15 protein-coding genes are annotated in these 12,579 nt (G+C 63.4%); 5 read left to right on the top strand and 10 right to left on the bottom strand.

Annotated elements, in window-relative coordinates; genetic code table 11:
- Positions 1 to 27 precede the first annotated feature (27 nt).
- The gene (gene pgeF, locus IC757_RS02095) at positions 28 to 759 is read right to left on the bottom strand and encodes a peptidoglycan editing factor PgeF (protein WP_190975755.1); all 732 of its coding nucleotides are present in this window, start codon (positions 757 to 759) and stop codon (positions 28 to 30) included.
- A complete protein-coding gene (gene rluD / locus IC757_RS02090; RefSeq protein WP_190975754.1) occupies positions 740 to 1,708 on the bottom strand; it encodes a 23S rRNA pseudouridine(1911/1915/1917) synthase RluD in 969 nt (322 codons plus the stop codon). The genes pgeF and rluD overlap by 20 nt, the downstream gene beginning before the upstream one ends.
- A gap of 81 nt (positions 1,709 to 1,789) precedes the next feature.
- Here rluD and IC757_RS02085 point away from each other — a divergent pair, with 81 nt between their 5' ends.
- Together IC757_RS02085 and IC757_RS02080 are read left to right on the top strand one after the other, a co-directional pair.
- On the top strand, positions 1,790 to 2,599 hold the full coding sequence (locus tag IC757_RS02085) for an outer membrane protein assembly factor BamD (protein ID WP_223846214.1): 810 nt from the start codon (positions 1,790 to 1,792) through the stop codon (positions 2,597 to 2,599).
- A 1-nt stretch (position 2,600) separates the two neighbouring features.
- Complete coding sequence (locus tag IC757_RS02080; protein ID WP_190975752.1) at positions 2,601 to 3,527, top strand: polyprenyl synthetase family protein; 927 nt, start codon at positions 2,601 to 2,603, stop codon at positions 3,525 to 3,527.
- 15 nt (positions 3,528 to 3,542) lie between these two features.
- Here the strand turns inward: IC757_RS02080 and trmB are convergent, their stop codons facing one another.
- The 8 genes from trmB to gshB form a co-directional block, all read right to left on the bottom strand.
- Positions 3,543 to 4,226 carry a tRNA (guanosine(46)-N7)-methyltransferase TrmB gene (gene trmB, locus IC757_RS02075; protein ID WP_190975751.1) on the bottom strand — a complete coding sequence of 228 codons (684 nt, stop codon included), beginning with the start codon at positions 4,224 to 4,226 and terminating at the stop codon, positions 3,543 to 3,545.
- 35 nt (positions 4,227 to 4,261) lie between these two features.
- Positions 4,262 to 5,056: a thiazole synthase gene (locus IC757_RS02070; protein WP_190975750.1), complete on the bottom strand. Its 795-nt coding sequence runs from the start codon at positions 5,054 to 5,056 to the stop codon at positions 4,262 to 4,264.
- Positions 5,057 to 5,063: 7 nt separating this feature from the next.
- The gene (gene thiS, locus IC757_RS02065) at positions 5,064 to 5,264 is read right to left on the bottom strand and encodes a sulfur carrier protein ThiS (protein WP_190975749.1); all 201 of its coding nucleotides are present in this window, start codon (positions 5,262 to 5,264) and stop codon (positions 5,064 to 5,066) included.
- A 109-nt stretch (positions 5,265 to 5,373) separates the two neighbouring features.
- The gene (locus IC757_RS02060; RefSeq protein ID WP_190975748.1) at positions 5,374 to 6,294 is read right to left on the bottom strand and encodes an aspartate carbamoyltransferase catalytic subunit; all 921 of its coding nucleotides are present in this window, start codon (positions 6,292 to 6,294) and stop codon (positions 5,374 to 5,376) included.
- Positions 6,287 to 6,727, bottom strand: coding sequence for a Holliday junction resolvase RuvX (gene ruvX / locus IC757_RS02055; RefSeq protein ID WP_190975747.1), 441 nt, complete (start codon positions 6,725 to 6,727; stop codon positions 6,287 to 6,289). Before ruvX ends, IC757_RS02060 begins: the two co-directional genes overlap by 8 nt.
- A complete protein-coding gene (locus IC757_RS02050) occupies positions 6,720 to 7,241 on the bottom strand; it encodes a YqgE/AlgH family protein (RefSeq protein WP_190976902.1) in 522 nt (173 codons plus the stop codon). Before IC757_RS02050 ends, ruvX begins: the two co-directional genes overlap by 8 nt.
- 83 nt (positions 7,242 to 7,324) lie before the next feature.
- Positions 7,325 to 8,197 carry an energy transducer TonB gene (locus tag IC757_RS02045; RefSeq protein ID WP_190975746.1) on the bottom strand — a complete coding sequence of 291 codons (873 nt, stop codon included), beginning with the start codon at positions 8,195 to 8,197 and terminating at the stop codon, positions 7,325 to 7,327.
- Positions 8,194 to 9,129 carry a glutathione synthase gene (gene gshB / locus IC757_RS02040; RefSeq protein ID WP_190975745.1) on the bottom strand — a complete coding sequence of 312 codons (936 nt, stop codon included), beginning with the start codon at positions 9,127 to 9,129 and terminating at the stop codon, positions 8,194 to 8,196. Before gshB ends, IC757_RS02045 begins: the two co-directional genes overlap by 4 nt.
- Before the next feature lie 178 nt (positions 9,130 to 9,307).
- Here gshB and IC757_RS02035 point away from each other — a divergent pair, with 178 nt between their 5' ends.
- The 3 genes from IC757_RS02035 to IC757_RS02025 all read left to right on the top strand — a co-directional run bounded on the left by IC757_RS02035 (position 9,308) and on the right by IC757_RS02025 (position 12,518).
- Positions 9,308 to 9,739, top strand: a complete 432-nt coding sequence (locus IC757_RS02035) for a response regulator (protein WP_190975744.1) — start codon at positions 9,308 to 9,310, stop codon at positions 9,737 to 9,739.
- A gap of 33 nt (positions 9,740 to 9,772) precedes the next feature.
- On the top strand, positions 9,773 to 10,351 hold the full coding sequence (locus IC757_RS02030; RefSeq protein WP_190975743.1) for a chemotaxis protein CheW: 579 nt from the start codon (positions 9,773 to 9,775) through the stop codon (positions 10,349 to 10,351).
- Positions 10,352 to 10,475: 124 nt separating this feature from the next.
- Positions 10,476 to 12,518, top strand: coding sequence for a methyl-accepting chemotaxis protein (locus IC757_RS02025; protein WP_190975742.1), 2,043 nt, complete (start codon positions 10,476 to 10,478; stop codon positions 12,516 to 12,518).
- Positions 12,519 to 12,579: the final 61 nt, after the last annotated feature.

Here is a 12,579-nt window from a genome sequence, read left to right as displayed (position 1 = left end):
CAAGTTCAGTAAATCCGGGAGAGCATTCTACCCTATGCGTCCCTGTTCCAGCCAGATCAGGCTCGCGATTCGGCCGGTGACACCGTCACGACGAAACGAGTAGAAGGTTTCAGGCTCGCAGTGGGTACATCGGCCACAATCGTGCACCTGCACACTCTGGCGCCCCAGCCTTAGTGCCGCCAGTGCCTTGAGGTCGGCACGCCAGCGATCGCCGTCACCACGAAATCCCGCGGCCGCTGCCGGATCGCCGGCCAGCATGGCTGCACGAACCTCCTCGCCCACCTGGTAACAGTCAGCACAGATGGCCGGACCTATCCAGGCGTACAGCGTGTCTGACGGCACGGGCAGCATCGAGACCGCGCGTTCGAGCACACCGGCGGCCAGTCCACGCCAACCGGCATGAACGGCGGCCACGACGCTGCCGCCACGGTCGGCCATGAGCACCGGCAGGCAGTCGGCAGTCAGCACCGCCGCCACCTCGCCGGGCCGGTCGGTCCAGGCACCATCGGCCTCGATACCTTCATGCCAGTCGCCCACATGCACAACATCGGTGCCATGCACCTGTCTGAGCCAGGCCGGGGCGGCTGGCAATCGGCTTTGGAGCAAACTCCGATTCCTTTCCACACAGGCCGGGTCATCGCCGCTGTTGAAACCCAGATTGAGACTCGTCCAGGCGCCCGCGCTGAAACCGTCGCGGCGCGTCGTGGCACCCGCGACGACATGATCGACTACCGGCCAGTCAGGACGCAGCCATTCCATCCGAAGACTCCAGCAAGTCGACAAGGGCCTGCATGTCGGCCGGCAGTGGCGCGCTGGCATGCACGGTCTCTCCGCTGGCCGGATGCTCAAAGGCAATGGCGCAGGCATGCAGGGCCTGGCGCGAAAATTCACGCCACGCCTTGCGCTGCGCTTCATTCAGCCCCGCAGGCGCACCGCGCCGGCCATACATCGGATCGCCCACGATGGGGTGCTGAATATGCGCCATGTGCACGCGAATCTGGTGGGTACGGCCGGTCTCGAGCTCGACATCCAGCAGTGTGCCGCCCGCCAGCCGACGGGCGACGCGATAATGCGTAAGTGCACGGCGGCCATCATGGCGCACCACCTGCCGGCGCCGGTCGACCGGATGGCGGCCCAGGGGCTGGTCGACCGCCCCCCCCGCGACCATGTGGCCCCAGACCAGCGCCTGGTAGCGTCGTTTGATACTGCGCTTTTTCAGTGCAGCAACCAGGTACTTGTGCGCTCCGCTGGTGCGGGCAACCACCAGGCAACCGCTGGTGTCTTTGTCGAGCCGGTGCACGAGACCGGCGCGGGGCAATGGCGCCAGGGCCGGATCGAAATGCAGCAACGCATTGACCAGGGTGCCATCGGCATTGCCCGAACCGGGATGCACCACCAGCCCGGCCGGCTTGTTGACAACCAGGAACTCCGGGTCGTCAATGAGAATATCCAGCTCGATCTCCTCGGCCGCGATCTCGGCATGCGGCACCAGTTCGGCCGACAGGCTCACGACTTCGTGGCCGACCAGGGCATGGCGCGGCTTGACCTGCCGGCCATCGACGCGAATCTCGCCCGACTTGATCCAGCCGGCCAGTCGACTGCGGGAAAAATCCGACCACAACCCGGCCAGCGCCTGGTCCAGTCGCTGCCCGGCAACCTCTGGCGTCATGACGACCCGTCTCTCGATTCGTTCGGCTTGTTCGGTCATGGCCTTAACGTCCGCTTATCGGTCCAACTGGCATGATTTGCGCCCACGCGCCCTCCGGCATCCCGTATCATGCGCCCTATTATGCAGAATCAACCCGTCAAGACCCCTTCGATTCGCCTGGTCATTTTGGCCCTGATCGTGGCCACGGTGGCCCTGGCCGGCTGTGCCCGCGACACGCGCGACGACGACCGCGGCCCCGAGCAGATGTATGAGGAAGCCCACGAATTGCTGCAAAGGCGCAACTACACCCGGGCCATCCAGCATTACCGGCAACTGACCACACGCTACCCCTTTGGTCGACATGCCGAACAGGCCCAGCTCGACATGGCCTATGCCTTGTACCGTGCCCGCGAGCCCGAACATGCGATCGCCACGCTCAACCGTTTCATTCGCACCTACCCGACACACCCCAACGTTGATTATGCGTGGTATCTCCAGGGACTGGTGCACTACGACGAAACCATGGGCTTTTTGCGACGGGTATTCCCCGGCCAGGTGGTGGACCGCGACCAGACCAGTGCCCAGGAAGCATTTTCGATGTTCCAGGAACTGGTCCGACGCCACCCGCAGAGCCGGTACGTGGCCGACGCCCGCCAGCGCATGGTCTTTCTGAGAAACGTGATGGCCGAACATGACATCGTCGTCGGCGAGTATTATTTCCGGCGCGGTGCGTATATTGCCGCGCTCAACCGTGCCAAGTACGTCATCGAAAACTACCCGCAGGCGCCGGCCAACATCAATGCACTGGACCTGATGGCGCGTGCCTACAACCGGCTCGATCTGCCCGAGCTGGCCGCCGACACCCGCCGAACACTGGAACACAACTACGGCGATGTCGATATCGACGAAGAACACGAAAGCATGTGGCGACGAATCTGGCCCTTCGACTGAAATGAGTGCCGACAGGAACGGTCCGGGGGACAGCCCGGGCCGCTCACGGCACCAGCCCGACGCCATCGTCGCGCGGGTGAATTCGGTACTGGAGCAACACCTCAAGTGCCATGAGTGCAAAGCCACTCGCCTGCACCAGGCGCTGCAATACGCCGTTTTCAATGGCGGCAAGCGACTTCGCCCCCTGCTGGTCCACGCCGCCGGCCGGGCGCTGGACATTTCGCCGGAGCTGCTGGATGCGCCGGCCAGCGCTGTCGAGCTCATTCACTGTTATTCGCTGGTCCACGACGACCTGCCGGCCATGGATGACGATGACCTGCGGCGGGGCCGACCCACCCTGCACCTGGCATACGATGAAGCCACAGCCATCCTGACCGGTGACGCACTACAGGCCCTGGCTTTCCAGATACTGGGTGAACATCCCGCACTCGACCGGGCAGAAGCGGCGCGGGGGCGAATGATCGCCATCCTGTCGCGGGCCTGTGGCGTTGATGGCATGGCCGGCGGCCAGGCGCTGGACCTGTCCTACGAGGGGAAGCAGCCCGGCATTGCCGAACTGGAAGCCATGTATTGCCAGAAAACCGGTGCACTGATCCGGGCCGCCGTGACCATGCCGTGCGCGCTTCGCCCCGAACTGGAACAGACCGACGGCCGCACCCTGGCGCGGTTCGGCGACTGCATCGGGCTGGCATTCCAGATTCGCGATGATGTGCTCGATGTCGAGGGCAAGACAGAAGTCATCGGCAAACCCCAGGGGGCTGACCAGGCCCGAAACAAGCCCACCTGGCCGGCACTGAGAAGCGTGGAGGCGGCCAATCAACGCATTGATGAATTGGTCGACGAGGCGCGATCCTGCTTAGACCGGCTGGGTCACAACACCGATAGCCTGGCCTGGCTGGCCACACGCATGGTGAATCGGGAGTTTTGAGCTGCGGGTGAGGCGTCAGGCGTCGGACGTCAGACGACACACAATATCGAAGATCTCGTGCCCCTTGCGCTGGCCGCGTTGCTCGAAGTGCGTACTTGGTCGCCAGGACGGTCGCTGGCCGAAAGGTTCCCCTTCCAGCCGGAATACCGGAACGGCCGATAGTGCTTCCACCATCCACTCGGCATACGGCGCCCAGTCGGTGGCCAGATGCAGGATGCCGCCGTCGACCATGCGCGAGGCCAGCAACTCAAGAAACGGCGGCTGGATCAGGCGGCGCTTGTGGTGGCGTTTCTTGGGCCAGGGGTCCGGGAAGTAGATCCGCACCTCGTCCAGCGATTCCGGCAGGCACTGTTCGCGCAACACCTCCACGGCATCGCGCATGGCCACACGCACGTTGCCCAGCCCTTTCGATTCGACACTGCGCAACAAGCGCCCGACACCGGGCTCGTGCACCTCGATCCCGACGAAGTTCTTGTCCGGCTCATTGGCTGCCATCCAGGCCAGCGCCTGACCATTGCCGAATCCGATCTCGACGACCAGCGGCGCATCGCGTTCGAAAGCGGCGCGCAGATCCGCGCAGTCGGGTTCGATGCCATGGCTCGGCAGCAACTCTTCCAACGCACGCTGCTGACCCGGCGTCAATCGCCCGGGCCGGCGCACGAAACTGCGCACCCTGCGCCTGTGTTGCGACTCATTCACGACAAGATCACTCCGCCCGCGGCCCGTGACTCACCCTAGAAAAACGTCCCCTCAATCGGCGAAGAGGCCGAGGCAAAGCGCTTCTTGGGTATGCGCCCGGCAATATAAGCCTCTCGCCCGGCCTCGATGGCCAGTTTCATGGCGCGCGCCATGCGTACCGGATCAGTCGCGCCGGCGATGGCGGTATTCATCAAGACGCCATCACAACCCAGCTCCATGGCGATGGCCGCATCCGAAGCCGTGCCCACGCCGGCATCCACCAGGATCGGAACGCCGGCGTTCTCCACGATCTCGAGAATATTCCAGTGGTTCTGTATGCCCAGGCCCGAACCGATGGGCGCGGCCAGCGGCATGACCGCGACACAGCCCATGTCCTCGAAGCGACGTGCCAGAATCGGGTCGTCATTGGTGTAGACCATGACCTCGAAACCCTCGTCGATCAGGGTTTCGGCCGCCCGGATGGTTTCGACCACATCCGGAAACAGGGTGCGTTCGTCGCCCAGCACCTCCAGCTTGACCAGTGTGTGATCATCGAGCAGCTCACGCGCCAGCCGGCAAGTACGCACGGCATCGTCGGCATTGAAGCAGCCGGCGGTGTTGGGCAGGATGGTGTACTGATCCGGTGGCAGTACATCGAGCAGATTGGGCTCATCGGGGTCCTGCCCGATATTGCTTCTGCGGATCGCCACGGTGACGATCTCGGCCCCGGCCGCCTCTGTGGCCGCACGCGTCTGTTCGAGATCGGCGTACTTGCCGGTCCCGGTGAGAAGGCGCGAACGATACTCCCGGCCCGCAATCACCAGCGGTCGGTCCTGCTTCACTTCCGTCATTGCTTACTCAGCCTCCGCCAATGGCCTGAACGATTTCAATGTGATCCCCGTCGGCCAGCAACTCCTCGCCATGCCGGCTCTTGGGCACCAACTCCCCGTTGCGCTCGACCGCCACACGCTTTTCGCCGTAGCCCAGCTCCTCGAGCAACGCGGCCACGGTCAGGTTGTCAGCCGTTTCGCGGGGCTGTCCGTTGATTTGGATGTTCATGGGGGTATTGTAAGGAAATGGGGAGAGGGAAAGAGGGGAAGAGGGAAGACGGAAGACGGCAATGCGCGCACGCCCTACCGTCTCCCGTCTCCCGCTTTCCGTGCTTCGTCTATCCGGCGCGCAGCGCCCCAAACAGCCACTCGAAAACCGCCATGCGCATGAACACGCCCATGCGTACCTGATCGAGGATCAGTGAGCGGTTGCCGTCGGCGACTTCGGCGGCGATCTCGACACCGCGGTTGATCGGGCCCGGATGCATGACGACACAATTCCTTGCCGCCAGGTCGAGATGTTCGGTTCTCAGCCCCCATTCGGCGTGGTAGGCGGAAGGATCCGGCCACCCGGACTGGTCCATACGCTCATGTTGTATGCGCAGCATCATGATGACGTCGGCACCACGCACCGCCTCTGCCAGGCTGGCGCAATGAATGATGTCGGGTGCGCTGTCCGCATCGGGAAGAAGATCTGCAGGGCCGGCCAGGCGGATATCGTCGACACCCAGGCGCGGCCACAGCCGCAGGCCGGATGCGACCACACGCGAATGGCGCAGATCACCGACGATGGCCAGCCTGAGACCTTTCAGGTCGACTCCACGTGCCCGGAGCGTGGCGGCATCGAGCAGTGCCTGGGTGGGATGGGCGCGGCTGCCCTCGCCGGCGTTGACCAAATGCACGCCCGACGGCAATGTCGCGGCCAGCCGTGCATGCAAGCCCGCCTCGGCATGGCGCAACACCATGCAGTTCACGCCCATGGCGGCCAGCGTGGCCACCGTATCCTCCAGGCTTTCGCCCTTGGTAGTCGAGGCTTGCGCCATCTCGACATTGACCGGCTGCAACCCGACCCGGCCAGCGGCCAGCTCGAAAGAGACACGCGTGCGTGTGCTGGGCTCGAAGAACAGATGGGCCACGCTGCCCTTCAGGCGTTTGGCACCGGCACCGGCAGCCAGGGCACAGGCACGGTCGATCAGGACCTCGATATCCTGGTCTGTCAAGCGGTCGATATCGAGCAGGTGACGGGTTTGGTCATGCATGTTCGGCCATCCAGGACTCCAGGATCAAGGCTGCGGCCATGCTGTCTAGCAGGCGGGCATCGCGCTTGCGCGCACGGCCTTCCTTGCGCCGGCCGGCAAAGGCATCGGCCGCAGCCAGCGAGGTCATTCGTTCGTCGTGAAACTCGATTTGCAGGCCGGGCTGTCGTTCGGCCAGGTCGGCGGCGAAGTCGCGCACCTTCCGGGTCATGTCACTTTCGCCCCCCTCACCGGTCAGCGGGAGCCCGATCACCACGCACTCGGGGCGCCAGCGATTCAACACCGCTTCTATGCCGGCCAGCAGTGCCGATTGATCCGTATAGCGCACCGGCTCCAGGGGACGCGCCGAGCCGGTCAGGCTGTGGCCCAGCGCCACACCCACCTTGCGGGTTCCAAAATCAATGCCGATCAGCGCCCCCGATGCGCGTTCAGGCATGCCCGCCAACCGGTTGCAAGTTGGCGATGTCGATGCCCAGACTGGCCACGGCCTGCTCCCAACGATCATCAGGCGGGTGATCGAACAGAATATCGGCGCTGGCCATGACGTTGAGCCAGGCATTGTCGCGCATTTCGTCTTCCAGTTGCCCGGACCCCCAGCCGGCATACCCCAGGGCCACGAGGAATTTTTCAGGCCCCTCTCCTCGGGCAATGGACTCAAGCACATCTCTCGAAGTCGTGACCAGAATGCCCGATCCTACCGAGACGGTATTCTCCCACTGGCGATCCGCCGTGTGCAGGACAAAACCCCGTTCCGGATGCACCGGCCCGCCGCTGTAGACGGGAATGGCGCCCAGGGCCGGATCCTCGCAGGGAATATCGAGCTGCTCGAAGACATCCTCGAGCAGGAACTCCGAAAGCCGGTTGACCGTGATGCCCAGGGCGCCCTCTTCATTGTGCTGACACAAAAGGGTGACACCGTGGTTGAAGTTGGGATCTTCCAGCCCCGGCATCGCGATCAGGAATTGCTGTTCAAGATAGCTCACGGCCTTATTGTACCAAGCAAGGCGTGACCACAGCGGCGGCGCGAAGGCGGTCAGCGCCCGCCATGCAGGCGACCGGCCGGCGAGAACTGCCAGGTCCGCGTAATGGTCAGCACATCGACTTCCTGACGAATCGCTTCGGGCAAGGGCGCAAAAGGTGCCGACAGACGCACGATGCGCACCGCTGCTTCGTCGAGCACATCATGGCCGGAACTGCGCAGCACCCGAATCTGCTCGACGCTGCCGTCATGCAGCACGTCGACACTCAGCACCAGGCTGCCCGACAGGTTGTGCCGACGCGCCTGCTCAGGATAGTTCATATTGCCGATCCGTTCGACCTTGGCCACCCAGGAACGCATGTAGCCGGCGTAAAGATGCTCCTGGGTATTGGCAGAGATGAACTTGCGCCGCGGCCTTTCGGCGAAATCGCGCGCCTCGGCAAACCGGTCCGGCGTGGACCGCGCCATCGCGCGTGAAGCCTCGACCAGGCGCGTGGCATCGACCCGCTGGACATCCTCGAACTCTATTTCCTCGACCGGCGCGACCGTCTCTTCCGGCACCTCGACCTGGGCCACCTCCGGAAGCGAATCGGGCTCATCCTCCGGCGTGCTTTCCACCGCTTCCTGTTCCACGGCCTGTTCAGGCTCGTCGGCGCTGAATGGCAGCGGTTCGGCAGGCCGGTCGATCTCGGGCGCCTCACCGCCGCCGCGCTGCGTAGCCTGGGCCAGAAAGTCTGCCTCGTCCGGCGCTTCGTCCGTGGCCCAGTCCACCAGAATGACATCCAGGCTGGTCGGCACGCTGTCGGGGCGTGCGTCGAACACATCGAAGTGAACCAGCCCGATGACCGCGGCATGCAACGCCAGGGCCAGAGCAATGGCCATGGTCAGCGTGTCGGGGCCCGATGTGGACTGGCGGGCGGTCGTCATGGGTCGATCACATCGAAAAGGTCACTGATGATGTTGATATCGAAAGCCCGGTCCAGTTCCCGGACACAGGTCGGACTGGTGACATTGATCTCGGTCAGGCGTTCACCAATGATATCGAGTCCGGCGAACTCGATACCATGTTCGACAAGTACCGGCCCAACCCGTTCTGCAATCGCCCGATCGGAGGCAGCCAGCGGGCGACCCTCCCCGTGCCCGCCACGGGCCAGATTGCCGCGAAAGTCGCGCTCGCCGGGTATCCGTGCCAGCAGGTAGTCGACCGGCCGGCCATGAATCAGCAGGACGCGCTTGTCACCGTCTGCAATCTCCGGGAGATACTCCTGCGCCATGGCCAGACGCACACCCGCGGTCAGTGTTTCCACGATGACATTGAGATTGGGGTCCCCGGCTTCGACCAGGAAGATGCTGTGTCCGCCCATGCCGTCGAGCGGCTTGAGCACCGCCTTGCCTCGCCGCTCGACAAACGCCCGCAGGCTGGCCGGATCAAGCGACACCAGGGTTTCGGGAATCAGGTCGGGAAACCGGGCAATGGCCAGCTTCTCATTGAAATCGCGCAGCGCGGCCGGACGGTTGACCACCCGCGCACCGGCTCGTTCGGCATAGTCGAGCAGGTAGGTCGCATGCAGGTAGGCGGCGTCAACGGGTGGGTCAGCGCGCATCAGCACCAGGTCATCCGGACCCAGCGCCCGCTCCACCGGCCGGCCCAGCCGGTACCAGCCCTCGGCCTGATCGCGCACCGACACCGGCCACATGCGGGCCACGACCCGATCGCCTTCCAGGCCCAGGTGGTGCTCGTTGAGATACCACAGCTCATAGCCGCGCCGCTGACCTTCCAGCAGCATGGCAAAACTGGTGTCCTTGACCACGGAAATGGCAGCGATATCGTCCATGACGACGACGAGATTCTTGCGCATGCTGGCTCCCGGCTGATTCCGACCACGACCGCTTGCACCAGTGATGCCCCGTCCGGCCCGGAAAAATCCTTTTATCCCGATAACTTCTGTGGAACAATTCTACCGGATTGGCAAACACGCCAAAGATGGATTAACCTACGCTTACCACGACCAGACCAGCTATTTGCGGCAGGCAAGCATGAGTTCAGAAGAAAACACCGAAGGCGGCAAGGAAGGCGACATCGGCCTGGATGGACTGAAAGTGCTGTTGATCGACGACAGCCGCACCATCCGTCGTTCGGCCGAAACCATGCTCAGCCGCGAGGGTTGCGAGGTCATCACGGCCAACGATGGCTTCGAGGCCTTGTCACTGATTCACAAGCACGAGCCGAGCCTGATCTTCGTTGACATCATGATGCCGCGCCTGGATGGCTACCAGACCTGCGCCATTATCAAGAACAACGCACGTTTCAAGAGTGTCCCGGTGGTCATGCTGACCAGCAAGGACGGCCTGTTCGACAAGGCACGGGGCAGAATCGTCGGGTCCGACCACTACCTGACCAAGCCATTCACGCGCGATGAACTGCTGTCGGCGGTGCGCGAGCAGATCAGTCGCATGGAGGCGGCCTGATCCGTGGCCCAGCCAGGAGCACCAAGAGGGACGATGCAAGGGGAACAGGCACAACAAGCGGTAGCGGGAGACAACAGCCGACGACTGCTCGACCGGCTGTACGACTATGAGCAGCGCAGCCAGGCTCATGATGTCGGCGAAGCCTCTCGCAAACAGCAGATCAGCAACTGGGATGGCGTCGTGTTCCGACTCGGCGATCACTTTCTGACCTGCCGGATCGACCAGATCGAGGAAATCATCGCATTTCCGCACTACACCCAGATTCCAGGCGCCAAAGACTGGCTGCTCGGCCTGGCCAATGTGCGGGGCAACCTGGTTCCCATGTCGGACCTGGGCTGGTTTCTGTTTGGCAGCCGGACCCCGGTCACGGCCCGCACACGATTGATCGTGACCCGCATTCAAGGGCGGCTCGCCGGGCTCGTTGTCGACGAGGTGTTCGGTCAGCGCCATTTTCATACCGACGACCTGGAGCCCGAGACCAGCTGGAACGACACCCCGCTGGCCGGATTGGTGACCCACCAGTTCACCAGCAGCGAACGCACCTGGGGTGTACTCAAGCTCGGCGAACTACAGGCCAATAACGACTTTATCGACGGCGCAAGAAGGGACTGAATTTCACTCCGTCCGGTTGCAAACGGACGGCTCATCGGACAAGAAGGCAAGACGCGGCACGCCACCGGCCGGCTCCGAGCAGGATGGCGCCCGCAGCATTCAGAGGAAACAACGAGGTAACGGCATGAGTAGCGCGGCAACGCAATCGACCAGGCAGCGGGTATCAGGATTCCAGGTGCTGCTGTTCTTACTGCTGGTGCTCCTGCTGGGGCTGCTGGCTGGCAACTTCTACCTGCTCAACGAGCGCAACCAGCAGGAAACCCAGTACCTGGGGCTGACCACCGATATCCAGGTGCGCGCCCAGCAGCTGGCCAAGGCGGCCGGTGAAGCGGCCGTTGGCAACTTCGATGCATTCGATGAACTACGCGAAACGCGCGACATCATATCCGGCGCCATCCGCCAGCTGCGCCTCGGCGACCCCGACACCGCCCTGCCGCCCTCGCCGGAACCGGTCCACGAACCCCTGTCAACACTGGAAGAGCTGTGGTCAAGAATCGACGAGGACAGCAATCGCATCCTCGATCGTACCGACCTGGTCATTGAACTGGCTGACAGCGCTGCCGCCTTTTCCACGCTGATCCCGCAACTCCAGGCCCAGTCCGACGAAGTGGTCAGGCGCATGATCGAAACCGGGGCCCCCACGGTGCAGATCTACGTAGCTGGCCGGCAGCTGACACTGGCAGATCGCATGCTCCGCCGAGTTAACGACATTCTTGCCGGCGGCACCGGCGCCATTACCGCGGCCGATGCTTTCAGTCGCGATGCCGCGATGTTCGAACGCGTCCTGCAGGGACTGCTCGAAGGTGACGAAGAACTGAACCTGACGGCGGTACGCAGTCAGCGTATTCTCGAATCACTGGCAGAAGTTGTCCCGATCTTCGAGGAAGCCAGCTTTCACATTGACACCATTCTGGCCGCATCGACCGACCTGTTTGAAGTGCGCGAATCCGCCGACGAGATTTTCCTCGATTCCGAGGATCTGACCGAGCAGGCACGCAGCCTGGCCGACGAATACGCCACCCTGGGCGACGATGTACTGTGGCCTTCGCTGCTGGCCGGCCTGACGCTTGCTGCCGGTGCGCTGGCCGTGCTGATCCTGATCGGCTCCGGCGCCTACTTCAACCAGCGCCGCGCCGCGCGCCAGACCGCCCAGGTCAACCAGCGCAACCAGGAAGCCATTCTGCGACTGCTCGACGAAATGAGCTCGCTGGCCGAAGGTGACCTGACCGTGCAGGCCACGGTGACCGAAGACGTCACCGGGGCCATCGCCGACTCGGTCAACTACGCCGTCGAGGCCCTGCGCGACCTGGTTTCCGACGTCAACACAACAGCCCAGCAGGTGGCAGCCCAGGCCCAGGAAACACGGGCCACCACGACACAGCTGGCCGAAGCCAGCGAACACCAGGCCAAGGAAATCCGCTCGGCCACCGACACCATCAACGAAATGGCCCAGTCCTTTGACGACATGGCCAAGCGTTCCAGCGAGTCGGCCGACGTGGCCCAGAATTCGGTTGAAATCGCCAACCGCGGTGCCGACATGGTGCGCCAGACCATTTCCGGCATGGACAGCATTCGCGACCAGATCCAGGAGACCTCGAAGCGAATCAAGCGACTGGGTGAGTCCTCCCAGGAAATTGGCGATATCGTTGAACTGATTAACGGCATCTCCGAACAGACCAACGTACTGGCCCTGAATGCTGCCATTCAGGCGGCGTCGGCCGGTGGCGCCGGACGCGGTTTCGCGGTTGTGGCCGACGAAGTGCAGCGACTGGCCGAACGCGCCACCAACGCCACGCGCCGAATCGAGGCCCTGGTGCAAACCATTCAGGCCGACACCTCCGAGGCGGTCACCTCCATGGAACAGACCACCTCCCAGGTCGTTTCCGGTGCCCGACTGGCCGAGGACGCCGGTGATGCACTGGAATCGATCGAGAAGGTCTCGAACGACCTTGCCGGCCTGATTCAGGACATCTCCCGCCAGGCGCAGGAAGAGTCCAGCAATGCCACACGCATCGCCAAAATGATGAACAGCATTCGCGACATCTCGATCCAGACGACCGAAGGTACTGGCAAGACGGCCGAATCGGTCGCCAACCTTGCCGAGCTGGTACGTGAACTGCGTGACTCGGTGGCAGACTTCAAGCTGCCCGAAGAAGAAGAGAAGTGACCGCGACGCCCCGCTGAATGTGGCGGGGCGGCGGCACGACCTGAATCCATGAACACGGTAA

The sequence above is a fragment of the Wenzhouxiangella sp. AB-CW3 genome (genome assembly GCF_014725735.1).
GTDB lineage: Bacteria > Pseudomonadota > Gammaproteobacteria > Xanthomonadales > Wenzhouxiangellaceae > Wenzhouxiangella.
The sequence above is the reverse complement of the archived record's forward strand: the minus strand, read 5'-3'. Positions and strand labels throughout refer to the sequence as shown.

Coding starts and splice junctions, on each gene's coding strand:
- pgeF (WP_190975755.1), bottom strand. CDS start 759: ATGGAATGGCTGCGTCCTGACTGGCCGGTAGTCGATCATGTCGTCGCG.
- rluD (WP_190975754.1), bottom strand. CDS start 1,708: ATGACCGAACAAGCCGAACGAATCGAGAGACGGGTCGTCATGACGCCA.
- IC757_RS02085 (WP_223846214.1), top strand. CDS start 1,790: ATGCAGAATCAACCCGTCAAGACCCCTTCGATTCGCCTGGTCATTTTG.
- IC757_RS02080 (WP_190975752.1), top strand. CDS start 2,601: ATGAGTGCCGACAGGAACGGTCCGGGGGACAGCCCGGGCCGCTCACGG.
- IC757_RS02070 (WP_190975750.1), bottom strand. CDS start 5,056: ATGACGGAAGTGAAGCAGGACCGACCGCTGGTGATTGCGGGCCGGGAG.
- thiS (WP_190975749.1), bottom strand. CDS start 5,264: ATGAACATCCAAATCAACGGACAGCCCCGCGAAACGGCTGACAACCTG.
- IC757_RS02060 (WP_190975748.1), bottom strand. CDS start 6,294: ATGCATGACCAAACCCGTCACCTGCTCGATATCGACCGCTTGACAGAC.
- ruvX (WP_190975747.1), bottom strand. CDS start 6,727: ATGCCTGAACGCGCATCGGGGGCGCTGATCGGCATTGATTTTGGAACC.
- IC757_RS02050 (WP_190976902.1), bottom strand. CDS start 7,241: ATGCCGGGGCTGGAAGATCCCAACTTCAACCACGGTGTCACCCTTTTG.
- IC757_RS02045 (WP_190975746.1), bottom strand. CDS start 8,197: ATGACGACCGCCCGCCAGTCCACATCGGGCCCCGACACGCTGACCATG.
- gshB (WP_190975745.1), bottom strand. CDS start 9,129: ATGCGCAAGAATCTCGTCGTCGTCATGGACGATATCGCTGCCATTTCC.
- IC757_RS02035 (WP_190975744.1), top strand. CDS start 9,308: ATGAGTTCAGAAGAAAACACCGAAGGCGGCAAGGAAGGCGACATCGGC.
- IC757_RS02030 (WP_190975743.1), top strand. CDS start 9,773: ATGCAAGGGGAACAGGCACAACAAGCGGTAGCGGGAGACAACAGCCGA.
- IC757_RS02025 (WP_190975742.1), top strand. CDS start 10,476: ATGAGTAGCGCGGCAACGCAATCGACCAGGCAGCGGGTATCAGGATTC.